General features: G+C 51.4%; 22 protein-coding genes. 19 read left to right on the forward strand and 3 right to left on the reverse strand.

Annotation, left to right across the window (positions count from 1 at the left end):
- Positions 1-61: 61 nt before the first annotated feature.
- Positions 62-568, reverse strand: coding sequence for a DUF3995 domain-containing protein (locus tag NSQ46_RS15020; protein WP_210094840.1), 507 nt, complete (start codon positions 566-568; stop codon positions 62-64).
- Between the two features lie 253 nt (positions 569-821).
- Here NSQ46_RS15020 and NSQ46_RS15025 point away from each other — a divergent pair, with 253 nt between their 5' ends.
- From NSQ46_RS15025 to NSQ46_RS15035, 3 genes are all read left to right on the forward strand, one after another.
- Positions 822-1,322 carry a DinB family protein gene (locus tag NSQ46_RS15025; RefSeq protein ID WP_210094841.1) on the forward strand — a complete coding sequence of 167 codons (501 nt, stop codon included), beginning with the start codon at positions 822-824 and terminating at the stop codon, positions 1,320-1,322.
- Positions 1,323-1,651: 329 nt separating this feature from the next.
- Positions 1,652-2,440: a CPBP family intramembrane glutamic endopeptidase gene (locus NSQ46_RS15030; protein WP_210094842.1), complete on the forward strand. Its 789-nt coding sequence runs from the start codon at positions 1,652-1,654 to the stop codon at positions 2,438-2,440.
- A gap of 74 nt (positions 2,441-2,514) precedes the next feature.
- A complete protein-coding gene (locus tag NSQ46_RS15035; RefSeq protein WP_245255992.1) occupies positions 2,515-2,895 on the forward strand; it encodes a DUF6463 family protein in 381 nt (126 codons plus the stop codon).
- 179 nt (positions 2,896-3,074) lie between these two features.
- Here the strand turns inward: NSQ46_RS15035 and NSQ46_RS15040 are convergent, their stop codons facing one another.
- On the reverse strand, positions 3,075-4,106 hold the full coding sequence (locus tag NSQ46_RS15040) for an alpha/beta fold hydrolase (RefSeq protein ID WP_210094843.1): 1,032 nt from the start codon (positions 4,104-4,106) through the stop codon (positions 3,075-3,077).
- 144 nt (positions 4,107-4,250) lie between these two features.
- Between NSQ46_RS15040 and NSQ46_RS15045 the strand changes: the two genes are divergently transcribed.
- From NSQ46_RS15045 to NSQ46_RS15055, 3 genes are all read left to right on the forward strand, one after another.
- Complete coding sequence (locus NSQ46_RS15045) at positions 4,251-5,150, forward strand: LysR family transcriptional regulator (protein ID WP_342576998.1); 900 nt, start codon at positions 4,251-4,253, stop codon at positions 5,148-5,150.
- Positions 5,151-5,320: 170 nt separating this feature from the next.
- Entirely contained in the window at positions 5,321-6,235 is a 915-nt protein-coding gene (locus NSQ46_RS15050; RefSeq protein ID WP_342576934.1) for a class I SAM-dependent methyltransferase, read from the forward strand.
- Between the two features lie 90 nt (positions 6,236-6,325).
- Positions 6,326-7,228: a chromosome condensation regulator gene (locus NSQ46_RS15055; protein ID WP_342576935.1), complete on the forward strand. Its 903-nt coding sequence runs from the start codon at positions 6,326-6,328 to the stop codon at positions 7,226-7,228.
- A gap of 151 nt (positions 7,229-7,379) precedes the next feature.
- On the opposite strand, the gene NSQ46_RS15060 is transcribed toward NSQ46_RS15055, so the two are convergent.
- Positions 7,380-8,740 (reverse strand): IS1182 family transposase gene (locus NSQ46_RS15060; protein ID WP_251535842.1). Its coding sequence is split into 2 segments (ribosomal slippage): positions 7,380-8,173 and positions 8,173-8,740, totalling 1,362 coding nucleotides; the frame shifts between segments, so codons are not numbered across the junction.
- A 482-nt stretch (positions 8,741-9,222) separates the two neighbouring features.
- Between NSQ46_RS15060 and yhfZ the strand changes: the two genes are divergently transcribed.
- The 13 genes from yhfZ to NSQ46_RS15125 all read left to right on the forward strand — a co-directional run bounded on the left by yhfZ (position 9,223) and on the right by NSQ46_RS15125 (position 25,811).
- On the forward strand, positions 9,223-10,140 hold the full coding sequence (gene yhfZ / locus NSQ46_RS15065) for a GntR family transcriptional regulator YhfZ (protein WP_007128111.1): 918 nt from the start codon (positions 9,223-9,225) through the stop codon (positions 10,138-10,140).
- An 18-nt stretch (positions 10,141-10,158) separates the two neighbouring features.
- Entirely contained in the window at positions 10,159-10,503 is a 345-nt protein-coding gene (locus tag NSQ46_RS15070) for a PRD domain-containing protein (RefSeq protein WP_210094846.1), read from the forward strand.
- Positions 10,504-10,529: 26 nt separating this feature from the next.
- Complete coding sequence (locus NSQ46_RS15075) at positions 10,530-10,886, forward strand: DUF2620 domain-containing protein (RefSeq protein ID WP_007128109.1); 357 nt, start codon at positions 10,530-10,532, stop codon at positions 10,884-10,886.
- 31 nt (positions 10,887-10,917) lie between these two features.
- On the forward strand, positions 10,918-12,213 hold the full coding sequence (locus NSQ46_RS15080) for a YhfT family protein (protein ID WP_210094847.1): 1,296 nt from the start codon (positions 10,918-10,920) through the stop codon (positions 12,211-12,213).
- Between the two features lie 12 nt (positions 12,214-12,225).
- Positions 12,226-13,158: a TatD family hydrolase gene (locus NSQ46_RS15085; RefSeq protein ID WP_007128107.1), complete on the forward strand. Its 933-nt coding sequence runs from the start codon at positions 12,226-12,228 to the stop codon at positions 13,156-13,158.
- On the forward strand, positions 13,155-14,261 hold the full coding sequence (locus tag NSQ46_RS15090; protein ID WP_342576937.1) for an aminotransferase class V-fold PLP-dependent enzyme: 1,107 nt from the start codon (positions 13,155-13,157) through the stop codon (positions 14,259-14,261). Before NSQ46_RS15085 ends, NSQ46_RS15090 begins: the two co-directional genes overlap by 4 nt.
- 4 nt (positions 14,262-14,265) lie before the next feature.
- Positions 14,266-15,429, forward strand: a complete 1,164-nt coding sequence (locus tag NSQ46_RS15095; RefSeq protein WP_007128105.1) for an alanine racemase — start codon at positions 14,266-14,268, stop codon at positions 15,427-15,429.
- Position 15,430: 1 nt separating this feature from the next.
- Positions 15,431-16,624 carry a phosphopentomutase gene (locus NSQ46_RS15100; RefSeq protein WP_007128104.1) on the forward strand — a complete coding sequence of 398 codons (1,194 nt, stop codon included), beginning with the start codon at positions 15,431-15,433 and terminating at the stop codon, positions 16,622-16,624.
- A 973-nt stretch (positions 16,625-17,597) separates the two neighbouring features.
- On the forward strand, positions 17,598-19,034 hold the full coding sequence (locus tag NSQ46_RS15105) for an SWIM zinc finger family protein (protein ID WP_342576938.1): 1,437 nt from the start codon (positions 17,598-17,600) through the stop codon (positions 19,032-19,034).
- A 59-nt stretch (positions 19,035-19,093) separates the two neighbouring features.
- Positions 19,094-20,929 carry a HEAT repeat domain-containing protein gene (locus NSQ46_RS15110; protein ID WP_342576939.1) on the forward strand — a complete coding sequence of 612 codons (1,836 nt, stop codon included), beginning with the start codon at positions 19,094-19,096 and terminating at the stop codon, positions 20,927-20,929.
- Between the two features lie 127 nt (positions 20,930-21,056).
- Complete coding sequence (locus tag NSQ46_RS15115; protein WP_007128101.1) at positions 21,057-22,160, forward strand: AAA family ATPase; 1,104 nt, start codon at positions 21,057-21,059, stop codon at positions 22,158-22,160.
- Complete coding sequence (locus tag NSQ46_RS15120) at positions 22,157-24,574, forward strand: DUF5682 family protein (protein WP_342576940.1); 2,418 nt, start codon at positions 22,157-22,159, stop codon at positions 24,572-24,574. The genes NSQ46_RS15115 and NSQ46_RS15120 overlap by 4 nt, the downstream gene beginning before the upstream one ends.
- A gap of 1 nt (position 24,575) precedes the next feature.
- Complete coding sequence (locus tag NSQ46_RS15125) at positions 24,576-25,811, forward strand: VWA domain-containing protein (protein WP_341341959.1); 1,236 nt, start codon at positions 24,576-24,578, stop codon at positions 25,809-25,811.
- Positions 25,812-25,990 lie beyond the last annotated feature (179 nt).

Raw genomic sequence — 25,990 nt, forward strand, 5'->3', positions numbered from 1 at the left:
GTGATGGAGATAAGGAATTCCAATGAAGACTATATTCTTGAAAAAGGGAGTATTCGTTAATTCATTTGCGAAACGTACTTGCCCCATTCCGGCTGGCAGTGTTACCAGCTCCCGCCGTCCGGCCGGCAAAAAAATATAACAGCCCGCCCAGCATCCAGAACGGCTCCCAGAAGAAGAGTCGCCACCACGCCGAATAAGAGTCAATTGCTGGCAAATCCAGAACTTGGGCCAGCACGAGCAGCACTGCTACGAAGTTAAATAGCCCATAGAGGACAAGAAGTACTCCGCCTACCATGGCTGCGATTCGGAAGGCTGCTTGGAGAAGAACGCTGTTCCATTTGATTTTTAATGCGAGTAATAGAACAGCCCCTGCAACCTTGACCACCCCCGTTAACCATACAATGAGAATGAAGCCGCCATCGCGCAAATCGGCTTGACGCGAAATTTCCGGCCCGAGCGTATGGACCCCAAGTTTGCCGCCACTCGCCCAATAAAAGCTCATCAAGGCGAACAGTAAAGACCAGACGATTCCCCAAGTGATCGGCCATCGCTTTTGTTGAATGGACATATCGACACCGCCTTTCAAGGATGTTCGTTCGTGATTCATGATTCGTCGTGCTGCGAATATAAAAAAAGCTATGTTAAAAATTCCGAAGTCCATACTTACACAAATACTATCCAATGATGAAAGGTTAATCAATAAGGGTTTCGAAAAACGAACTGATCAACATAGCAAATGAAAAGAAATATCAAATCCACTTCTGGAATAGCATTAAAATGAATTGAGCTTGACGTTTTGACGTTTTGGAAAGGTGATGCCATTGAATTATTCGGAACTAATCGATTTTTACAAGATCAATCTGCAGCAGTATTCCATCGACCAATTAAGACATATATCTGAACCAGGAGTATGGTCTCTCGGTCAAATGTATGATCATATGATCCTCACAGCTCTCGATTACCTTGTCCAAGTCCAAAAATGCGCATCCTCGAGTGAAGTGCAACCCCAAGGAAAGACAGAGGCTGGCGCACAATTGTTCTGCGCCGGTTCATTTCCTCCGATAAAAATCAGATTACCGGATGGACCTGAAAATACCCCAAGTAATTCCGAAACCGTGGATGAACTCATTCAAGGACTCGATACGGTGCTTAAGGGAATGTATGAATGGGAGGAGAAGGTAAATGCAATAAACCCCAATTATAAAGTGAGGCATGAAGGGTTTGGGTGGCTTAACGCACGGGAGTGGTTCGATTTGGTCGGTATGCATTTCCGCCATCACTTACGCCAGAAGGCCGAACTGGAACAAAAACTGGAGCTTTGATATTAATGTGAAGGGGGAGTTGAAGCGGGTTATTCAAGGTAACGAATGAAGCGGGCGAAGAGGGCATATTTACAAAATAACTTCTGCATACAACATAGCAACGCTAATTGCATCTTGACAATGCTACGAAAACGTATTAAATTGTGTGCAAGGCTTACTACGAAATCGTAATAAAAAGGCCGCCAATCAGGATAGAGTCGCCAAATCGTTCAATGACCGGCAACGCGTCAAATCATCCGGTGAAGATCAGAGTTAAGGAGTAACTGCCCCCAGCGGGCTAATCATTATTTGTAAATACTACGAATTCGTATCAAAAGAGGTTGCATGTCATGAATGTAGAACGTTCATTGAATAGGTCGCCACGAACATTTTATGTATTGGTTTTCGCCCTTTCGATACCATTTTGGCTATTTGGTTCTATGCCGGTTAAATGGCTTCCAATGAATCTTCCTGTCAGTGCACTTATGTTCTTCTGTCCAATGGCAGCCGCATTGATACTCACTTACCGAGAAGAGGGAGTAAGTGGCGTACGGAGGTTATTGAAACGAATATTCGATTATAAGCGAATCAAGCAGAAGAGCTGGTATTTACCCATACTATTTTTGATGCCAATGATCATGTTACTGTCATATTGGTTCATGAGCTTGATCGGGCGATCGCTCCCCGAACCGAACATACCTTTTCTATCGATACCGATCCTTGTGGTAATGTATTTCATTGCAGCTGCCTGCGAGGAAATGGGCTGGATGGGATATGCCGCAGAGCCCCTGCTAAACCGTTGGAACGCAATTGCCACCAGCATGATCATGGGGACGTTGTGGGGGATATGGCACTTGGTTCCATATATTCAAACAAACCATAATGTAACGTGGATCGTATGGCAGTGCTTCACGGCAATCCTGCTTCGAATCCTCATGGTATGGCTCTATAACAACACCGGAAAAAGCATTTTTGCGATAATCTTGTTCCATGCTTTCGTAAACGTCAGTATAACGGTATTCCCCGATAATGGTTCACATTATGACCCGGTCATAACGTCAGTTTTTTTGGTAATCACGATTGTAAGCCTATTGTTTTTTTGGGATCCTAAGACCTTAAATCCTTATCGCACCCATTGATGCTTTGAAATCTGTTTGAGGATAAAATCATGTTTGAGGATTGCTTGGAGCGAAATAGGGAGGGCGAGTGGGTTATGAAGAAAGGAGGGGGCACTATGATAAGTGGGATAAAGCGCCATGTCGGAATAATGCTTATGTTGACGGGGTTGCTCCATGTTATTTATGGACTATTTGCTTACACAGGTCAATTACAGCCCATCGTTACCGAAGGCTTGTGGAGTACGGTGGCTGATGATCAGTGGGATCGTGGAACCGCGTTCTGGTACATGATGTTCGGCTTCCTGCTAATGTTGCTTGGCTATATGGTAGATTGGCTGATTAAAAAGAAGGGAATCGCTCCTCCCGCAATTTTCGGTTGGATCCTGCTGGTTATCTGTTTGTTCGGCGCCATCGTAATGCCGGCTTCGGGTTTTTGGCTTGGCTTGCCTCAGGCATGGCTATTATTACGAAAGTGATGTGAAGGGCGAATCAAGTTTATGTCCGGATGGAAATTGATGACATATTCAGCTAACCGGCAAAACTGTCCAACTAGTACGAAACACAAAAAAGAGGTCGACCAGAAAATCTGGTGACCTCATCCTATGATCTTCGGGCAAGATCATTATCTCTTAAAGGAAACGACTGAAGAGTAGTATCAATTGCCGAACGACCCGTTCGTCCGAAGCGCCAACAAGCGCTTAAGATTGTCATCAATCCATTCATTATCGGCACGGTTGATGCCGCGACCGGCAAAGTGTCCCCAGATCGACACGATCGGATTAAAAACAGCATTAGGCATACGCTTAGCCTCGTATTCGTTATCGTCGGACGTGCAGAAGAGATCCGTGCTCCCTGGCATGACGCAGGCGAGTGCTTGAATGCTTCTGAGCGCCTGATCGAAATCTCCGTTATAGGATGGATTTGCACTAATATCTGCATTCTGACCTGTCCATAACATGGCCAGAACATTGTGCGGATCCATCTGCATAAAGCTCTCTTCCCAAAAGTCAGCCACAAAATCCGCTAATGTATCAAATCCCAACTCACGATAAAGTTCCTCTCTGTAAAACGCCTGCGATAAACCCCATCCCGCATATACACGGCCAACGGCACGCATGTCTGCAGCAGTCAACTGGTTAAGTTTACTTAAATCGAAGCGAACTGCGGCCATAAGTGCGGCTTTCATTCCTTCCAAGACGACATACGTTTGAGGCCAAGTCTTTGCAACACCGGCGAAGGGAGCAATTCGCTCCACCATGTCGGGATAACTTGCTCCCCATTGGAAAGCTTGAATGCCTCCCATCGACCATCCAACGACGAGCGCAATTTTTTGAATGCCGAATTTTTCGGTCACCAGCCGATGCTGAAATTGAACGTTATCATAGATGGTTACTTGCGGAAAATTAGCCCGGTCGAATGGGGGAGGCGTGTTGCTGGGAGACGAGGATAACCCGTTGCCGAGCAGATTGGGTACGATAATGAAATATTCTCGCGGATCTAGTGCCATGCCGTTTCCAATCAACCATTCATTCTGAACATGATGGTCGCCAAATGCCGTTGGATAGACGATGACATTATCTTTTTGTTCATTCAATCGTCCATAAGTCTTATAAGCAAGAAAAGCGTTCGGTAACGTAACGCCGGACTGCAAGGTAACGTCACCCAAATCAAAAATTTCATAATCCATCGTATTGTTTGCTCCCTTCAAAATGAAACCATATATTAAGAATGTAATTCTTGTTGTTAGTATAGTTCCGTGATACTCTCAATAAAAGTGAATGAATTTCAAAGCTATATTCAATCATATTGAAGGCAAAAGGGGGATCGTATGATGGAATTGCGCCAACTGAACACGTTCCGCACGGTGGCATCCACCTTAAATTTCAGCCGGGCTGCGGAAGTGTTGAACTACGTCCCCTCCAACGTAACGATGCAAATGAAAGCATTGGAGGAGGAGCTGGGGGTTCGTCTTTTTGACCGCTTGGGTAAGCAGCTCGTTCTTACAACTGCGGGTAAACGCTTTTTGACTCATGTCGAAGGCGTGCTAAACCAATTGGACGAGGCTCGCAGTGTCGTTCATGACAATGAAAACTTAAGCGGTACCCTAACGATTAGTGCCAACGAGGTTCTTTGCGCCTATCGGCTACCGGTTGTCTTTCAGCTTTTTCGTTCGCGCCATCCGGGCGTGCGCCTCATCTTCCGCTCCGTTCCCAATCAGGAACTCAAGCAATCGCTCTTTGAGGGAACCGCGGATGTCGTCTTTATGTTGGACGAACCCATCCGCTCAAGCGGACTTGCGGTGGAGCCGTTGCTGGAAGAAACGTTCCGCTTATTCGCCGCTCCGGACCATCCGCTCGCACAACGTACGGTGCTGCAGCTGGAGGATTTTCACGGAGAAGTGTTCCTGACGAATGAAAAGGGCTGTCCCTATCGAACCATGTTTGACCGATCATTTGAGAAAGAGGGCATTGATAGTATTACGTATTTAGAGTTTCAAAGTGCTGAAGCTATTAAACAATGCGCAATTACGGGAATCGGCATTGCCTTTCTTCCTGAAATCGTCGTAGAAGCCGAGGTTGAGCGGGGCGAGCTTGTTGCTCTTCCATGGCAAATTCCGGACTTGCACGTGTATACACAGATGCTATGGCATAAAGACAAGTGGCTTTCGCCGATCATATTATCCTTCATCGAGGCAGCAAGGGAGGTAATTTCGGTAGAGGAGGAGGGCTAAAAATTTTATCTTAAGTGCTAAGGGGAATACAGGGAAGCGGACTCCGGGCTGCGAGCGAGAAAACTTGACAAAATTATTTATTTATGCTATAATTTACATCCGTAAAAATATGATTTAAAATAAGATTCTCCTGGCCAGGGGAATCTTATTTTTTTATGGGAGAACAAAGCATGAAACATAATGAATCCAGTTTAACGTCCTTGATATCGGCTTTTGGCCGGGCTTATCACAGCAAATATGACACACCGATAATTTTTGATGATTTTATCGCAAACCGTTTGATATCCGAAGAAGAATTTTCGGCAATCAGCAAAAATATGATTAATGGCATCCAGTTTTTCAATCGTGAGATCGGGCAGCAATTTAAAGAGGCTCCGGCTGAAATTTTGAAATGGATCACACAGATCCAGCTTTCCCCGGTTTCCCTAGCACGCTCCGCCTATTGTGAAAAAGTATTGCTCAATGAAATGATGCTAGGTGTAAAGCAGTATGTCATACTGGGAGCAGGCCTGGACACTTTCTGTTTCCGATACCCGGAGCTGAAGCACAGCTTAAAAATATTTGAAATCGATCACCCAGCTACTCAGGAGATGAAAAAGGAGAAGTTGGAGACTGCAGAACTCAATATTCCGAGTAATCTTTATTTTGTTTCAACAGACTTTACTACGCGGTTTTCCATTGAATCTTTATCAAACATAGGGTTTGAGCAACAAAAAACGTTCTTCAGCCTCTTGGGCGTTTCCTACTATCTATCTGAAGAACAAAATGAAACTTTGCTGCATCAATTATTTGCTAATGTCCCATCAGGAAGCTCTATCGTTTTTGATTATGCGGATGAGAATTTCTTCGTAGAAAAAGGAAAGTTTAATCGCGTTGAAAATATGGTGAAAATGGCTGCAGCAAGTGGAGAACCGATGAAAGCATGCTTCTCTTATCAAAAAATCGAAAAATTACTGGAAAGATCGGGTTTGTTGATTTATGAACATCTATCGCCAACAAAGATCCAAGAGCTTTTCTTCCGTGATCGGACGGATTATTTATCTGCATTCGAGACCATCCATTTTATCCACGCCGTGAAGAAATAAGATGCTAAGCCCTGAAGCCCGATTGTGCGGCATTTGCTCGTAAAGAGACGTTTTACAGTAGAATATTTCTTGTGTTCAAGGAGGTAAAACATGGACTATACTTTACCGAATGAAGCCTTGCTAGAGGTGCAACGGTGGCCTAAACATACCATTGCGGCGGGTCGCCGTCATACCGTTGCTCTTAATTCGGACGGGACGGTGACAGCAGTGGGGGATAATAAAGACGGCCAATGTGATGTAAGCGGCTGGCGCGATATTGTGGCGGTTGCGGTTGGTAATGTTCATATGGCGACGAACACGGGCAGAGCTCATACCGTGGGGCTTAAATCGGACGGCACCGTGGTAGCAGTGGGTTGGAATAAGCATGACCAATGTAATGTAAGCGGCTGGCGTGATATTGTGACGGTTGCAGCAGGTTGGCGTCGTACCGTCGGGCTTCAATCGGATGGCAAGGTGGTGGCAGCGGGTCGGAATGATGAGGGGCAATGCGATGTTGGCAGCTGGCGTGATATTGTGGCAGTAGCGGCGGGGGACTGGCATACCATCGGTCTTCAATCGGACGGCACGGTGACGGCTGTAGGTAATAGTCGTTATGGCCAATGTAATGTAAATGAATGGCACGACATTGTCGCGGTAACAGCGGGTTACCTTCATACCGTCGGCCTAAAATCGGACGGCACGGTTGTAGCCGTGGGCTTGAATAGGCATGGCCAATGCGATGTAAGCGATTGGCGCGGTATTGTGGCGATCGCGGCGGGAAGCTATCATACGCTCGGCCTTAAATCGGACGGCTCGGTAACGGCTGTGGGTATGAATGAGCACGGCCAATGCAATGTAAGCGGCTGGCGGGATATTGTGGCCGTTGCGGCGGGCTGCACTCATACGCTCGGTCTTAAATCGGACGGCTCGGTGGTTGCTGCGGGTGGAAATAGTAATGGCCAATGCGATGTAGGCGAATGGCAGGGCATCCAACTGCCTGGCAGATCGTTCTGAGGTATCCATTACGTGGTGAAGAAAGGGGTCGGGGTTTTTATTTGAAAGTCGCATAATATGCGGCTTCAGATTGTCGAGAAACCCACGTCTTGTAGACGTTGGGTTTCTCTTATTTTCATTTGCAGTTGCTAAAAAGCCTAAAAAAGAAGGGTTACCCCCTCTTTTCCAGGCGATCCAGGTGGATCGCCATCTTCTTCATGTTCTGCACGGTGGCCGTCATCAACGCTTGTTCCGTGACGTTCGAGAGTCCGCGCAAACGGCAATAGCGAAACCCATGGAGCTCTTTGGCATCCGCGAAGCTTCGCTCAATCGTTTCTTTTCGTTTGCGGTACAACTGCTTGCCGTCTCGGCTTAGCCGGTTATTTCGCACCCAGTCTTTGCTGTCTTCCCAGACATGTCGGGTCAGTACCTTCCGGTGGTTCCTGGAATGAGTGCATTGCGCAAGCATCGGACAGGTCTTGCAATGTTCCGGGTCTGACGCATACTGCCTGTAACCCTTCCGGTCGGTAGTCCGGTACGTCAGTTGGTGTTTTTCCGGGCAGATATAGGTGTTACTTTCAGCGTCGTAAGTAAACTTCCATTTGGCAAACAAACCTTGCTTCGGATGAAATCTCCGGTGTGCAATAACGGCAAAAATCTTTCGCTGCTGTAAACCTCGGCAAATGGGCGTAGTTAAATAACCGGAATCCAGGGCTACAGCTTCAACCTTGAATCCAAAACGTTCTCTTTGGCGGTCTAATCGCGACAAATACGGAACCGAATCGTGGACATTTCCTGGCGTAACATGGACATCGGTAATGAGATTGTATTTAAGATCCACCGTCCGGTGGTCGAGATAAAAGAACCCCTCTGGCTTACCGTCGCGAATCATATAGCCACTTTCAGGATCGGTGGTGCTCACTTTAATTTCTTTGGTTCCATTCACTTCCTCTCGTACTTTCAGGGCTTTTTTCCGTGCGCTTTGCGGTCCTCCGTCACAGCCTCATTGAGTTCGTCAATATAGTCCTTGGTGTTTTGTAGAACTTCTTGCTTGGTATAGTGGTGCTTGTTGGCATTGGCTTTTACGTGAGTCGAATCGGTAATGAGCACACGCCCGCCCACCATTTTGTGCGAGATCGCTTGGAGGACGATTTCGTCAAAGATCTCCTGGAAAATGTCAGTATCCTTAAACCGAGTCCGCCGGTTCCAGCTAATGGTGGAGTGGTCTGGGACTTTATCGGTTAGACCAAGACCTAAAAACCAGCGGTAAGCCAAATTCGTTTGAATCTCGCGTTCCAACTGGCGTTCGGAGCGAATGCCATAAAAATAACCGAGAAAAATCATCTTAAACAGAACGACCGGATCAATGGCTGGCCGCCCGTTATCTGCGCAGTAAAGAGGACGAACCTTATCGTCAATAAAGGAGAAGTCGATATACTTGTCCACTTTCCGCAGCAAATGATCCTGTGGAACCAGCTCTTCAATTGACACGAATTCGTAGCTTTGTTGTTTTTCCCGATTAGATCTCAGCATTCAAGACACCATCCGTTCATGAGTAGTTATCTATATTATACAACATTAACGCGGTGCTGTCTTAAAATAAATAAACATAAAGAAGGCTGTCGAGACTTTCTCGACAGCCTGAAGTCGCATAATATGCGGCTTTTTTTTATCTACATTGTCCGGTTTTTGTTGAATCCAGTTTGTCTACTGTCAGCGATGTCAGCTACATCTGATGATGTTATATATAATGACAACAAGTGAAACTTTCTGAAAATAAAACATAAATAATTACAAAAAAAAGAGTCGATACAGCCCCTGTTCCCCGGATGAACGTTCAAAAACCCGCATGAAAACGCATTACATTCGATGTTGATCCAACACTTCCCGATAACGATGTGAAATAAGTTGACTTAAATTCAGAAAAAAGTATTGAAGTCCCTGTAGCACGATGATATGATGTCATCAAATACAAAATACAGAATATTGTATATTGAGGAGGTGAACCGGGTAACGTGATTCAAGGATTGAACTCCAAAAGCAGCGTGGTTTTAAAAAACCTAGCGGAAGAGCTTCTCTTTATTGAACTGGATTCCCGTATTCCCCGAATTGAGGAGCTGTCGGGTAAATACGGCGTTGGCCGCGGCACGATTCAAAATGTTTTGAAAAAAATGGAGGAAAGCCAATGTATTTCGCTCGAGTCCAGAGGGCATCTAGGCACCTTTCTCCGAAATAAGAACATGGACCTGCTGCTTCAATGCTGCGGGGTGAGCAGTATCATCGGCGTTATGCCGCTTCCTTACTCCCGTAAATACGAGGGATTGGCAACGGCAATGCACGCAAGCTTCGAAAAAATCGGCATCCCTCTGCACTGTGCCTTTATGCGCGGTGCGACCGTTCGTCTGGACAATGTCATTGATGGTCGATATGATTTCGCACTTGTTTCCAAATATGCCGCAATGACGGCGATCCGCAAATCCGAAGAACTCGTGATTGTAAAGGAATTCGGAAGCGGTTCATACGTTTCGCGTCATGCGGTAGTTTTTGCGGAGGAAACAAGCGGGATCCAAGACGGGATGAAAATCGGAATCGACAGTTACTCTATTGACCAACAAGTATTAACGAATCTTGAAGTTAAGGGCAAGGATGTCGAGCTGATCAACCTGAACTATATGCATTTGCTGGAGCATTTAAAAGCCAAGTCGATCGACGCAATGGTATGGAATGTGGATGAAATCGACAACGGTTCATTCTATTTGTCCGAGCTGTCCTCCAAGGAAGCGTTGGAAATGGACAAGGAAATGAGTCAGGCTGTATGCGTCGTAAACAAAAACAATAAGAAAATGGAGTTTATGTTCGATCAGATATCAACCGATCATGTCATGCAAATCCAGAAGCAGGTGGAGCGTGGCGTGCTCATTCCTAAATACTGACAGGGAGTGTGGAGAAGCGTGAGTGCTTTGAGAGAACGACTGGATATTTTATTTTCTACCAACACGATTACACCTGGCGCCATGAAGCTGTGCGAGGCAACGATTGAAAGATTCGTACAGCCGGACAATGAGAAGAAATACAAAAAGCTGGTGACTCATCTGGGGATGGCCGTTACCCGGATCGAGCGCAGCGAGGAGCTAAACGCTCCGCCTGAGGAGATCATGCAGGAAATCAGACGCTCTCCTCATTTTGCCCAAGCTGCAGAAAACGTAAAGTGGATCGAGTCCCAAATGGACGGCAAGCTTCCGGATGAGGAAAGACAGTACCTGATCATGCATTTCGTTAACGCTTCAGAAATCTAAAAACAAACGAAAAGAGGAGAATTGTCATGAAAATCGTGATTGGCGGGCAAGTGGAAAAGAAAGAAATTGAAGCTTTGGTCAAACAGCATGGCGGAGCCGATGTGGAAGTAACCGTTAAATCGGATCTGGAAGCTGCAATGGCTCTGAAGATGGGACAAGCCGATTACTACGTGGGCGCTTGCTATACCGGAGGGGGCGGAGCATTGGCCATGGCCATCGCGATGGTAGGCAAGTCGAATTGTGCTACGATTTCCATGCCGGGACAGCCGCCGACACAAGAGAAAGTCGATCAGGCCGTCGCGCAAGGCGCTAAGGCATTCGGCTTTACCGGAGACCACAAAGAGAAGGCAGTAGAATTTCTTATGAAAGCACTTACCAAGTAAGCGTTACGTCAAATGATTAGGGGGACATCTTATGCTGGAAGCTTTGTTGTTAATCGGGCTAGGGATCGTGACTGCAACTATGGCCAACTTGGGGATCGCCGTATTTAATGACGGTCTTAGACCGATCGTCCCTGAGAATCTGGAAGGGCGGATGAGCCGGAAGGAGCTGGGCGTCACCGCTTTTGCCATGAGCTTCGGGCTTGTGATCGGTTACGGGATCCCCATTTCGATATCAGGAAGCATTTTGCTTATCCATAGCATTCTACTCGGAACGGATATCATCGGGTTGTCTTTTAAACGAGGCAAATTGAGCACAGCTGCTGCCGGAGCGCTAGGCGGCGTATATGGCGCGGGTATCTACTTCGGGCTTCAGGCAGTTGTGAAAGCGTTTGAAATGCTTCCGCTTAATTTTATTGACGGATTCAACAAAATTGGCGAGCCCGTCGTTGTATCCTTTATGGTATTTCCCGCCCTGGCCATCGCGCTTCAATTTTCGATCAAAAAAGGCGTCATTGCTTTTCTGGTGGCGGCATTGGCCAGACAGCTCGTTGTTTTCAGCAACACAAAAGGACTTATTCAAATTGACGGCACGCCGGTTGTTTTGAGTCCGGAAGGCATCGCGTTGATCGTGGGCATGGCGTTTCTTATCACGTTTGCGATGAAGGAAAAATCCGAGGATCAGAGCCTTTCAACACTTGCCTCCATGTTTACGGATCGCGTGACGCGCATTAAAAAGTTTTCGTGGATCGTCATGATCAGCGGCGGTTTAGCCGCGGCAGCCACCAATCTTCTGTTAATTGCCGGCGATCCGATCTCGCTGAGCCTGCTGGCTGACGGAAAAATCTCGGAAGGCGGCATTGCCTCCCTGGCCAAAGCCATTGGATTTGTCCCGCTGATCGCCAGTACGGCGATCGCTACCGGCGTATTCGGCCCAGTCGGGTTTACGTTCGTATTCGGAGTGGGGATATTTTCTCCGAATCCGCTCGTTGCAGCGCTGCTCGGCGCCCTTGTCATCTTCCTGGAAATTCAGTTATTGTCCAAAATGGCCAAATTTCTGGATCGGTACCCGGGCATCCGCGCCTCGGGTGAAAGCATCCGGACTTCGATGACCCGCGTTCTTGAGGTCGCGCTTCTGATCGGGGGAGCGAATGCAGCCAATGCCATCGTGCCGGGGCTCGGTTACTTTGGGATTGCCGGCTTCTATCTGTTGAATGAGGCGGCGGGACGTCCGATCGTTCGGATGGCCGTAGGTCCTGTGGGAGCTATCGCTGTCGGTATCCTAGGGAACATACTGGTTCTGCTTGGATTGTATACACCACCACAGTAAGGAGAGAGAGAAATGTACATCCAGACCGTACTTGGGCCCATACAACCGGAGAAGCTTGGCGTATGCGCCTGTCACGAGCATCTATACGTGGATCTGAGCCGTATTAAGAAGAATGAAGATACCTGCCTGCAAGATACGGGGCTTGTCTTGGATGATCTGAAGAGCTTTTATGCCTATGGCGGCCGGGCCATCATCGAGGTTACCAATGACGGAATGGGACGAAATCCGCGAAAGCTTGCCGAGATCAGTAAAGCCTCCAATATTCATATTGTTGCGAGCACGGGCTGTTATAAAGACCCTTTCATTCCTGATGATAAGCTGCGCTGGAACCGGGATCAATTCGCCGAGTGGATGATTCGAGAGATTCGATCCGGCATCGCGGATACGGGAATTAAGCCAGGGGTGATCGGCGAGATCGGCAGCAGCCTAAACGAATTCAAACCGATCGAGACGGAGCTGTTCCACGGAGCGGTCGCTGCGGCAAAGGAAACAGGGCTTCCGTTATCTACGCATACAACGCTGGGGACCTGTGCTTTGGAGCAGATCGAGCTGTTTTCTGCGGAAGAAATGCCGCTGGATCAAGTAATTATTGGCCATCAGGATCTGAACGAGCAGGATGAAGTGGTGCTCGAGGTGCTGAAGGCAGGCGTTTACGTTGCAATGGATACGATCGGCAAGGAAAACTACCGGAGTGACAACGCCCGCTTGGAATCCTTATTGAAGTTTATCGAGCACGGATATGAGGACCAGCTCCTATTGTCCACGGATCTGACGCGTAAATCGCATCTGCGCGCGTTCGGCGGACAGGGCTATGACGTGGTGTTAAGGTCTTTCGTGCCTGCCTTGCGCGGGCGGGGAATCACGGATGAAGTGATCAACAAATTGCTGGTGGGCAATCCGCAGCGGGCTTTCAGTATTCGAAAGGCGGGTGACATGTCAGCATGAAATATGAACAATCGGTATTGAAAAACCGCACGATGGAGCAAGCTCAGCAGCTGCAGTTTACATTGATCGATGAAATTACGAGAGAGTTTGCGAACAACGAATTTTTCCAAGTCGGCGATGTGGGGCTGCATCCGGAGTTCCACAGGCCGCTTGTTACGTCCCGCGTCGAGAGGGTGCTTGCCCGTACGTTTGGAGGCGAGCATTGCGCGCTGGTGCGGGGCAGCGGTACCGGAGCGATCCGGGGAATTTTAAGCGTGCTGGTCGAACCAGGAGATTCGGTTATCGTACACACCGCACCGATGTATACCACGACCAAGGAAACCTTTCATTTAATGGGACTGCGGCAGTCCCAAGCCGACTTTAATGACATGGATGCCGTGGCGAAGCTGCTCGAGAACGATCGGACTTCCAAGGTGTTTTATGTACAGCATGCGCGGCAGCAGCCTACGGATACGTATCTTCTCCAAGACCTGATCGCGCTAGTTAAACGGAAGCGTCCCGATTTGCCGATCGTGGTCGATGATAACTACTGCGCGATGAAAATGCTTGGAATCGGTTCGGAATATGGGGCTGACTATTCTACATTCTCCGGATTTAAGCTGATGGGTCCCCAAGGGATCGGCGTGATCATCGGCAAGCGGGAAGGGATCGAGAAGCTGCACGAGCGCAACTACTCCGGCGGAGGCCAAGTACAAGGTTACGAAGCGCATGAGCTGCTGCGCAGCATGGTGTTTGCCCCCGTCATGCTGGCAATTCAAAACGAGCAGGTGGAGAAACTGTGCCGACGTTTGGCTTCAGGAGAAGTGTCAGGCATCAAGGAAGCGTATATCACGAATTCGCAGTCCAAGAATGTCATTGTTGAACTGGAGCAGCCGATTGCGTCGGCGGTTATCGAACGCGCATCCTATTATGGAGCGGCCACTTATCCGGTAGGGGCGGAATCGCGCTTTGAGCTGGTGCCGATGATATACCGGGTATCGGGAAGCTTTCTGGAGAGTGAGCCCAAGCTCAAAGAATACGGTCTTCGCATCAACCCGATGAAAGCATCGGCAGATACGGTTATCCGCATCTTAGAAAATGTTCTGCAGGAATTTAGGGGGTAACTGCATGTTTGTAGATATGACTTTACAACGGAATGAGGGGTTGATCCGTGCGGCGGCGATCCTTCACCAGAGGGGGGAGATACCGGCCAATACGTATGTGATCGATGCGGATGGACTCATGCATAACGCCCGCGCTCTGTCTGAAATGGCGGAACAGTATGACATGAAGCTCTATTACATGACCAAACAAATTGGCCGCAGCGGTTATGCCGGTAAGCTGATCGAGCAATGCGGAATCAGGCAAGCGGTGGCGGTGGACATCGATGAGGCTTATGCCCTGGCCGAAGCCGGGTGCTGCATTGGCAATATCGGGCATATCGTACAGCCGAGCAAAAGCCAATGGGCGGATGTGCTGCGTGAGATCAAGCCCGAAGTGGTAACCTTGTTTTCTCTGGAACGGGCGGTCCAATTGTCGGAAGCCGCTGTGGCACTTGGACATGTACAAGATGTTATTCTGAGAGTCATCCGTCCCGGCGATGCAATATTCCCCGGTCAGTTCGGCGGATTTTTGCTCCATGAGCTTGAGCGGCTCCTGCCGGAGCTGAGGAAGCTGCGGGGAATCCGAATCGTGGGGGCGACCAGCTTTCCCGTGCTTCAGATCAACGCCGAGAACACGGATTTTGACATTACGCCGAATCTGGAGACGCTGCTGACCGCTGTGGAGACCCTTCGGATGCACGGCATAGAGATTCAGCAAGTGAATGCTCCAAGTGCGACCAGCTGTCACACCATCCCGCTGTTGAAACGCCATGGCGTCACGCATGGCGAGCCCGGCCATGCACTGACAGGCACGACCCCGCTGCATGCATACAACGATCGGCTTGTCGAAATACCGAGCATTGTATATGTATCGGAGATTTCTCATATGGACGATGAGTACGCCTATACGATTGCCGGCGGATTTTATCCGCGGTCGCATATGCATCAGGCGCTTTACGGTTCGACCTCGCGCGACGTGACTTCCCAGAAGGCGAAGGTCAGTCAGTACTCTGCGGAAAATATCGATTACTACGGATGCTTGGAGCGAGAGCAGCCGATGATGGTCGGCGATACCGTGATCTATGCGTTCCGTACGCAAATTTTCGTAACCAGAGCTCATGTCGCTTTTGTAAGAGGAGTGAACAGCCTTAAGCCGGAATTGGTTCATTTCCAGAAAAGAGGGATGTAACATGGGAAAAATATCCTTACTCGTACTCGATGGATTCGGTATTGGCGCAATGAAGGATTGCCGGACGCTTAAGCCGGAGGATGTGGATGCCCATACGTACAACCATATTCGGGAAACGGTGCCGCTTGCGATTCCGGTTCTGTACCGTTTAGGGCTTGGCAAGCTGGTTGACGATACCGGCGAGCCGCTCGGGGCCTATGGACGGAGCAATCTGGCTCATTATGGGGCCGATACCTTCATGGGGCATCAGGAGCTGATGGGCAGCAAGCCCGGAATGCCGGCCAAACGTCTAATGTCAGAGATCGGACCAAGAATCAGGTCTGCTCTTGAGGCAGCCGGGTATCGAGTGGAGCTCCCCGTTGCGGGTGCAACGGTTCTGCTCGTGGAAGGCGCGGTCGTTGTGGGCGATAACCTGGAATCCCAGCTCGGCAACATTATCAATGTTGTTGGAGATTTGAATAAGCTGCCGTTTGATGAGGTCGTGAAGATCGGAAAAGTCGTTCGTGCCCATGTGGACACAAGCCGGGTGATCGTATTTGGTAATATAAAGACAGATATCGACACGATTTTATCGGCCGTGAGGGAAAAACACCCGGGCCAATGGGGGGTGGACGCGCCCAAGGCCAATGTTTACGGCGAAGGTTACCAAGTGGTGCATCTCGGCTATGGGGTAGAGTTTGAAAAACAATTCGCTTATATGGCCGAGAGAAGCGGGCTGCCTGTTTATCGCATCGGAAAAACGGCGGACGTCATTTCGGCCAACGGTTTCAACGATCCGGTTGTGGAGACGAAAGACGTCCTGGCAACCTATCGCCGGAAGTATGTGGAGGCCGAGGAAAATGCCATCTTCCTCGTTAATGTTCAGGAGACCGATCTTGCCGGTCACAAAGAGGATTGCCAATGGTATAAGGAAGTGCTGGAAGCATCGGACCGGTTCCTGGATACCTTCATACCCGAGATGGGAGAGGATGATATGCTCATCATTACGGCCGATCACGGCAATGATCCGACGATCGGTCACTCCAACCATACGCGGGAGCAGACGCCGATTCTGATCGTCGGCCAGCAAATTAAGCCGGTATTCATCGGTGAACGGAGTACGATGGCGGATATTGCAGCCACGATGGCGGAATATGTCGGGATCGGAGCTCCCGAATACGGGACCAGCTTTTTGCCATTGATCCTTAAACGGTAAGCTTGGTCCTGCGAGCGTCGACGCTGAGCATCGTGCAGCAGTAATCATAACACGGCGCGCCGGTAGAGGCACCCGGTAAGGAAGGCCATCGTCGCCGATCCACCCTTCTGCGAAGCGATCTGAAAGCTCGAAATTAGCAGTGGGAATTTTTCAATAACAACACCAAGCTCAGTTATTACACAAAATGCTTCCTCTCGGAAGCATTTTTGTGTTTTGTGGGCACCACCTAGTCAGGTTAAAAGCTATGATGCTCCCTTAAATATGTGCGTGAGAAGCTGCCTTTTAGATGGGAAGGGAAGAGGTTAATTCCGGGTTCGGCAGAGAGTATCTGGGAGTGCTCGGCATCCTCAATGATCGGTTACCTGCAGTAGATCAATATTTGATATAATGGATGAATATGGATTAATACTGGCAATGAAGCAGAAGGGATGTGATTGCAGCAGGTTGGCTGCGTGATGCGGCTATCCCGCAAATTAATGAATGATTGATTTATTTGAGCGTTTGGATTTTGGGTTACTGAAATAAGAAACCAAGCCATCGAATGCGGAACAAACAGATGTGCATAGATAGAGCCAGCGCGAACTCATGTTTTTTTGTAGATTTGACCGTTAGTATGGTTGGGAACTCGGCGCTAGTTCTGCATGAATGAGATCAAGATTTTTCTTAAGCTAATCAATCCATTCCGCTATTTGCGGACGATTATATTCTCGCAACTGCTTCAATAGAGGAATATCTACGGAAGTACATAAGATGCACGGGCGCACTACATATATTCGCGAAAACAGCTTCTTTTCATAGTGCTGGTTTATATAACGCAATCGTGTTCAGGAGCAGAATTTGCATTATTTCGTTGTCTATGAAATTGGAGAATCGGATAGCTTTTTTAATTGCTAACGAGAATTTCTTGCGTTCATACAATTATGCAAAGCTCAATATTCTTTGAAGAGGAATCAGAGGGAAGGAGACGTTTCATTTGCTTCAATTGACAACATCTTATATCGATTCACTCGCTCCGAATGCGGCCGCAGCCAAAAACGGACGGGGACTTGTACAAAAGAGCAAGTTTATAAAGCTCAACGTATCCGAGGATGAAGACCTGCTATTCGGGGAGTGCTTGGGCAGCGGGAAATCCAATTACGTATGCTCCGTTGATTTTATCACGCCGGACAATCCAGTCGCGCGATGCAGCTGCCCGAGCCGGCAATTTCCGTGCAAGCATGCCCTTGGCTTAATGTACGCTTATGCAGACGGTATAAGCTTTGAGAAGGGAGCAGTACCGGAGGACATTGCGTCCAAGCGGGAAAAAGCGGAGAAGCGGGAGGAAAACAAGGCTAAACGGGAAAGCGGGGAACTGACCGACAAGCCGAAGAAAGTCAACAAAAGTGCGCTAAAGAAGAAGATCGCCAAGCAGCTTGAGGCGTTGGGCGAATTGGAGAAGCTTGTGCTCTCGCTGGTGCGCGGAGGTCTAGGAACTACGGACGCCCGGACGGTCAAGAGCCTGAATGAGCACGCCAAACGGCTTGGCAGCAGCTACTTGACCGGAGCGGAGAATGAGCTGCGCCGGCTCGCCCTGCTGCTGGAAGAGAACGACCGCGAAATCAGTTATACATATGCGGCGGAGCAGTTAACGCTGCTGCACGCTTTTATCAAGAAGGGCAGGGCATACCTGCTGGCCAAACAAGAGGACCCGGACCTGAAGCCGGATACGGAGTCAACCATCGAGGAATGGCTGGGACACGCCTGGCAGTTGGCCGAATTGAAGGAAGCCGGAAGGGTGAGCGAAAACGTCGAGCTGCTTCAGCTCGCTTTCTACAGCTACAAGGATGAAGCGCGGCGAGAATTCGTGGACACCGGTTTCTGGCTGGAGCTCGGCAGCGATCGCATTCACCGTACGGTGCAGTATCGGCCGTTCAAAGCGGTAAAGTTCATGAAGGAGGAAGACAGCTTCTTCGACGTTGCGAAAATCGCCGAGCTTTATCGTTATCCCGGCGGCATGAACGCAAGGGTGCGTTTTGAGGGGATTCTGCCTCGCACGATGGAAAACGCCGACCTGGAAGCTGCATGCGCCGCGGCCTGGACATCGATTCCCGAAGCGGTCAAGGCCGTTAAAAACCAACTCAAGGATCCGCTGGCCGACCGATTGCCGGTCGTACTGATGAAGGTATCTCAGATAGCGTCTACGGAAGACGGCGGATTCACGCTGGTGGACTCCGCGGGTAATACGCTGCAGCTCGGCGACGTGTACCGGCTGCCTCAGGCCTCGACGCAGCTTCTGTCGCTGGTCGATTCGTCGCTGCTGGTCGATTGCTGTGTGCTTGCGATGTTTGAGCACCGGATGGACACAGGCCGGCTTATCGCCCAGCCGCTGACGATACTGCAAGGGGACCGGGTTGCCCGGCTGCTGTACTAATCGTCTGCGATCAGAATCTCGAAACAATAGGAAATCGGGGAAAGCGGGAGGAGAAACCAATGAGCACGACTTTATTGCAGGAACTTCAAGGCGAGCTGCGCCGCCTATATATAGCAGGCAGTGACCTGGCGGCTGAGGATTTCCGCCTTAAACGGCTGGAGCCGAAGCTGGCCCAGCTAGGAGAACGGGCTCCTGTATTCAAAAAGCTGGCCGAAGGCGTGGCAGCACTGACAGGCCCTTCAGACCCGGAAGCGAGAGCGGTCCGCCTTCAAGACGTATCGCTGTTACTGAATTCAGTGCTATCGACGCAGGGAGCCACGGCAGCAGAAGCACAGGTTGTAACAGAACGGGAGAAGGATAACGAGCTGCCTGAGCTGACGACAATGCATTCGTACCGTCAGTTAACGGAGGTACAAAACGCATTGTCTGAATCAGGGGGAGGCCGCTATGAAATTGTGACGTCGGCGTACGAGCAGGGGCTGTTTCGTGATTTGCGGCTGTTCCCTTTTGCCATGAAGGCACTCAGCGACTCGTATTCGGAAATCGCGGACTTCGCCGCACGCAACATTCTGCCGAGCTACGGCCGCTCGATCGTGCCATACTTGCTGTATGAGATGGATATTCAGGGCGGGCGTGAGGAAGAACGGCGCTTGCAGGTTGTAAGGGAGCTTGGCGTTGATCCGGAAGATGCCCGGTCACTGGAACGACTTGTCCATGCGGCCGAAGAAGGGGCTGATAAAGTTCGTTCTGCGGCCATCGCCTGCCTGGGCCCGCATCCGGCTTATGAAGCTCGGCTGCTGGAGTGGTCACATGACAAGAAAAAGGCAGTCCGGGAAGGCGCATACAGGGCGCTGGCGGTCCGTAACTCGGAAGCAGCTAGGGAGCGGCTGTACGATACGTTCAAAGGGAAGGATGCTTTGCTTGCAGCCGAAGCGATCGGCTATGCACCCTCCGCCGAAATGATCGATATGCTGCTGCCGCTGTTCGAGGAGCTGCTTCGGAAGGAAGACGCAGGCGAGGTGGATAAGAAGGCGAAAGAAAAGCAGTGGAGCGCGCTGGAGCCGTTCCTGACCGCGTTCGAATATGCGCGCCATCCCGAGCTTGAGCGTCTGTACCTGGATCTGGCGGGGAACCAGTCGGCTTACCCTGCGCTGGGAAGGCTCCATGGTGGGGACTGCATTCGCATCCTGAGGCACGCTGCAACCTACCTTGAAAGTACGGATACAGATGAGGCGCTTGACGTGCTTAAGCGTCTGGAGGAACAGGACCCGATTTATTTGCCCTACGCCTTCCATGCGTCAAAGCGGAGGCTAACGCCAGCTGAACTGTATGATCAGTACGTTGGTTCCGGTTGGGGACGACTTAAGACCGTGGTATCGAAAAAATCCCAGCGGGCCCAAAAAGCGCTGCTGGATACGCTTAGAGATGAATTATATGCTTACCAAGGGTATGTCCGCATCCGGCTGCCGCAGGATCAGATCGAGGCGGAATGGGATCCGCGCTGGCTCGATTGGCTCATCGAGCGCGACGATCTGCAGCTGGTATCCGCGCTGGCCGCTCCCGGTAATTCGAGGCTGCTGCCGTATATTGAGCGTACAATGGAGAAAGCAAACCATCATGACGCTCATTATATTTTCACTTCGCTTGATGCATGCGACGCGGACGAGGACACGAAATATGAGCTCCTTATGAAATGGATGGAGCGTAAAGACTGGAAACGCACGTACAGCATGTATGAGGAGGAGAGCGAGCGGCTGCTTCGCGTCCCCGATCATCTCGCTTCGGAGAGTGCGGACCGTTTAGAGGCTCTGATTAAGGACGTCCGGTACGACAGCTTGAAGGAAAAGCTTGAAGAGATTATTCATGCGCTCCGCCGCAGGGCTGCTTCGGTATAACCGGCGTATGTAAGACATGACCGATCTGCTACGGACTGGCCCGTAAGGTCGTTGCCGAATTGAAAACGGCAGCATTGGAGTGCAAGTCCTTCAACCAATAGATTCATTAGCGAGAGGAGAACGTGATATGACGTTAGCGAATAAGCAAGCGCAGGATGCCATGCGCCTTCCGGCGGAACAGCTGTACCGAGATGAAATCGAAGCGCTTATTAAAGAAGATAAGGGAGCGGTTCCTCCGGGGTGGCAGATGTCGCCCCGCGCCGTGTTGAAGTATATTACCGGTGGCAAAGCCGGCAAATTGGACATCACACCGAAGTACATTGGCAATCGGCGGCTGGTTGAAATGGCAATCGCGACGCTCGTTACCGACCGGGCTCTGCTGCTGATCGGCGAACCGGGCACGGCCAAATCCTGGCTGTCCGAGAACCTGTCGGCCGCGGTGTGCGGCAATTCAGGGCTTGTTGTGCAAGGAACAGCCGGGACGACCGAAGAACAGGTCCGTTATTCGTGGAACTATGCGATGCTGCTTGCGAACGGCCCAACGCCTGAGGCGCTGGTGCGCAGCCCGATCATGCGCGCAATGGAAAATGGCAGCATCGCCCGTTTTGAGGAAATTTCGCGCTGCGCCTCAGAGGTTCAAGACGCGCTGATCTCCATTTTGTCCGAGAAGACCGTCTCGGTTCCCGAGCTCGGCAGCGAGACAAGTGCCCGAAAAGGCTTCTCGATCATCGCCACGGCCAATACGCGCGACCGCGGCGTCAATGAGATGTCCGCCGCCCTCAAGCGGCGGTTTAACATCATTGTGCTCCCGTCGCCTTCCGATCTTGAGACCGAACTTTCAATCGTCAAAAAGCGCGTCGGCGAGATCGCCGCTTCGTATCAGCTGCAGGCGGCTCCTCCGGCAGACGAAGCGCTGCTGAAGGTCGTCACCATCTTTCGCGAGCTGCGCAGCGGCATGACGCTTGACCGCAAGGAGAAACTGAAATCTCCGGGGGGCGTGATCTCTACCGCCGAAGCCATTTCGCTGCTCACCAACAGCATGGCGCTGGCTGCAAGCTTCGGTAGCGGTGAACTGACGGACGAAGATCTGGCCGCCGGTCTGCAGGGCGCGATCGTCAAAGACGACGACAAGGACAAATTGGTCTGGAAGGAGTACCTTGACAACGTCATGAAGAAACGGGGATCGGAGTGGCGCGGACTGTATCAGGCGTGCAGGGAGTTGAACGAGTGAAGACCGCTGCGGAAGACGTCCGGGTCTCCGTCTTCGGCGTCCGGCACCTCTCCCCCGGAGGTGCCCGCCATCTCCTGGAGTACCTCGATCGCGTCCGCCCAACGGCTGTGTTGATCGAAGGACCATCGGACGCGACGGATCGGATTGGCGACCTGATTCATCCGTTGACCGTGCCGCCTGTGGCGGTGCTGGCCTTTACGGATGAAATGCCTGTCCGGACGGCGCTGTGGCCGTTCGCCGTCTATTCACCGGAGCTGCAGGCGATGCGGTGGGCTGCCAAGAACGGAGCACACTGCGAGTTGATCGATCTGCCGTCGGACGCGGCAATTGCTCTGGAGGATCTGCGGCGGCGCAATGAGGAAGAACGCGCCCGCCGGAAGAGCCTCGTGCCGGAAGGGATGGGCAGCGAGTCGTCATTGGCCCAGGGAGCGCTACCGCAGGAAATGGTGCCTACTACAGGCACGTCGACAGCCGGACCCGAGAACTCGTTATCGGAACGCTCCGTTTACGAACGAATCGCCGAGTTGGCCGGCGAGCACGATTACGAATCATATTGGGAACGGCATTATGAGCACAACGCCAATTCGGATGCGTACCGGGAATCCATCCTGACCTTTTCCGCAGAGATACGAAGTCTCGGTGAAGAGCGAGAGCGAGCCGAGCAGCCGGAAGAGTTCGCATACAACCAAGTGCGGGAAGCTTATATGCGGCGGCAGATTATGAAAACGATCGAATCGGGGCATGATCCAACGAAGATCGTGGTCGTCTGTGGCGCGTACCATGCGGCTGCATTGGAATATCCTTCGTCGGGCTCGATGAGCGACGAAGAGCTGGCAGCGATACCTTCGCGCCGGACCAAGCTGACGCTGATGCCGTATTCGTATTATCGGCTGTCCAGCCTGTCAGGCTACGGGGCTGGCAACGCCGCTCCGCATTACTACCAGATGATGTGGGAGGCGATGGAGAACGGGCGGCAGGAGGAAACGTCGATACTATACCTCTCGAGTGTTGCCCGTCTTCTGCGGGCATCCGGCACGCACCGCTCCACCGCCGAGGTCATCGAAGCGGTGCGGTTGGCCGAAGGGCTGGCTTCGCTGCACGGCGGCAGCGCGCCGACGCTGATGGAGCTGCGTGACGCGGCCCAAACGCTGCTCGGACGCGGCGAGCTGTCGGTGGTCGCCGAGGCGCTGGCCCGCGTTGACGTTGGCACGGAGATCGGCTCCCTAGCCGAAGGCGTCAGCCAGACGCCGCTGCAGGATGACTTGAACCGCGAGCTGAAGAGGCTCAAGCTGACACAATACAAGACCGCCGTCGCGACCGACTTGTCGCTTGACCTGCGCGAGAATCGCCGGGTTTCGTCGCAGGAGGCTGCATTCCTCGACCTGAACCGATCTTTTCTGTTTCGCCGTCTGGAACTGCTGGAAATTCCGTTCGTCCAATCCCGTCCGGCTGCCGGGGACCGTGCGGTCTGGGCCGAGGATTGGATTATTCAATGGACCCCGGAGGCTGAGATCCGGGTAATCGAGTCCACTCTGCTAGGCGAAACGATCGAAATCGCCTGTGCCCATCGACTGAGGGAGAAGCTGGAAAGCTGCACCTCCATCGCGGAGGCATCCGAGCTGATCGGCGTCTCCGTCCGATGCGGCATGACCGCTCAGATGGAGGACGGTCGCCGCGTGCTGCAGTCGTTGGCTGCAGACAGCCGCGACGTGGCGCAGATCGCGGCCGCTGCGGCTGAGCTGTCGCGCATCATCGCTTACGGCGATATTCGCCGTGCGGACACCGCGCCTCTCGTGCCGCTGCTCGAGCAGCTGTTCTACCGCGCCTGCCTTTACTTGTCCGACGCGGCGAACTGCAGCGACGAGGCGGCGTACGGCATGGTCGCCGCCATGGGTGACCTGAACCGGATCGCGCAGGAGCATGACGAATTTGTCGACGTGCCGCTATGGTTGGTTGGACTAAACGAGCTGTCCGAGCGGGACGACCGTAATCCGAAGCTCTCCGGCTTCGCCTGCGCCTTGCTGCTGGAACGAGGGGAGATGGATGCGGATCAGTGCGCTGCGGAAGTGTCACGGCGGCTGTCGCCGGGCATTCCGTCTGACCTCGGGGCCGGCTGGTTCGAAGGACTGTCTATGCGCAACCGTTACGCCTTACTATCTCGTATGAGCCTGTGGGAGCAGCTTAACGATTACATCCTTTCGCTGGACGATGAGCAATTCAAGCGGGCGCTCGTATTCCTGCGCCGGGCGTTCAGCTCCTTCTCACCGCACGAAAAAACGATGATCGCTGAGACGCTGGGTGAATTATGGGGCGTTCATGCAGAGCAGGCGGCTGAAATATTGACCGGGGATCTCAAGGAGGAAGAAGACAAGATGCTGGATGAATTGAATGAATTCGACTTTGGGGACTTTTAACATGACGGATCAAACGAAAGAGAGACTGGAACACTCCGTATCCCGCTGGCGCCTGATTCTGGGAGAGGCGGTTCAGGGGAAGCTGGAAGAGTTGGCTGGAAGTGAAGCACTGCAGTTGACGGAAGAAGAAGCGATCATGGATGCCGCGCTGGCCGCGATTTACGACGACACGGACGCCAGCTACTCCAGCGGCGGTTCGGGACGGGGCTCGGGGAGCAGCGCTGGCCGCGGAGCGGGTGGAGGAAGAGGCTCGGTTAACCTGTCCCGCTGGCTCGGCGACGTACGCAGCCTGTTTGCCGAGGATGTCGTCTCCATCATTCAGAACGACGCGATCGAGCGTAGGGGATGGAAGCAGCTGTTGTTCGAGCCGGAGCTATTGGCTTCGGTAAAACCGGACATTCAGATGGTCGGAACGTTGATGGCGCTCAAGGGCAAAATTCCCGAGAGGACGAAGGAGACTGCCCGCCTCCTCGTCAAGGCCGTGGTTGACGACCTGATGGCTCGCTTAAAGGAAGACATGCGACGTGCTGTAACCGGGGCGCTGAATAAACGGCAGCACACACCGCTGCCTTCGCTCAGCGGACTGGACTGGAAGCGGACGATTCGGCGCAACTTGAAGCATTACGACCGGGAGCGGAACATCCTGATTCCCGAAAAATTTTATTATTTCGACCGGGCTCGGCGCAATAAGGAATGGACCGTGATTCTCGACATCGACCAGAGCGGTTCGATGGCGGAGTCGGTCATCTGGGCGTCGGTAACGGGGGCGATCTTCGCCAGCATGCCAGCGCTGGATACCCGCGTTGTGGTATTCGACACGGAAGTAGTTGATCTGACGGAGCAGTGCGCTGATGATCCCGTCGACATGTTGTTCGGAGTCCAACTTGGCGGGGGAACGGACATCAACAAGTCGGTGGCGTACTGCGAGTCGTTTATCGAGGAGCCGAAAAAAACGCTGTTTATTTTGGTGACCGACCTATACGAAGGCGGCAACCAAGCGGCATTGGTGCGCCGCATGCGAGAGATGCGTGAATCGGGTGTGCGGACGCTGTGCCTGCTGTCGCTGTCGGACAGCGGACGGCCATTCTACGACGAGCGGTTGGCGAGACAGCTATCCCGTGACGGCACCCCATGCTTCGCCTGCACGCCAGGCATGCTGCCAGAGCTGGTGGCAGGTGCGCTGCAGGGCCGCGATATGAGCGAGCTAGCGAATAAGCTGAACACATCAAAAGGGTAAGTTTGTGGGCGGCAACTTCTTTGGGAATTATTTTGTAATTATAATTAAGCAGGTTCATTAAGCAGGTTAATGAATCTGCTTTTTTACTAATGCATGGTCCAGGTTGAATATCTCGGGTATCCTACAAATTTTCAATTGAAATGTAAGCAACTTAAAGTAACTAGGATTACAGCAAAAAT

Origin of the sequence: Paenibacillus sp. FSL M8-0142, assembly GCF_038597315.1 — a bacterium.
GTDB lineage: Bacteria > Bacillota > Bacilli > Paenibacillales > Paenibacillaceae > Paenibacillus_AQ > Paenibacillus_AQ lactis.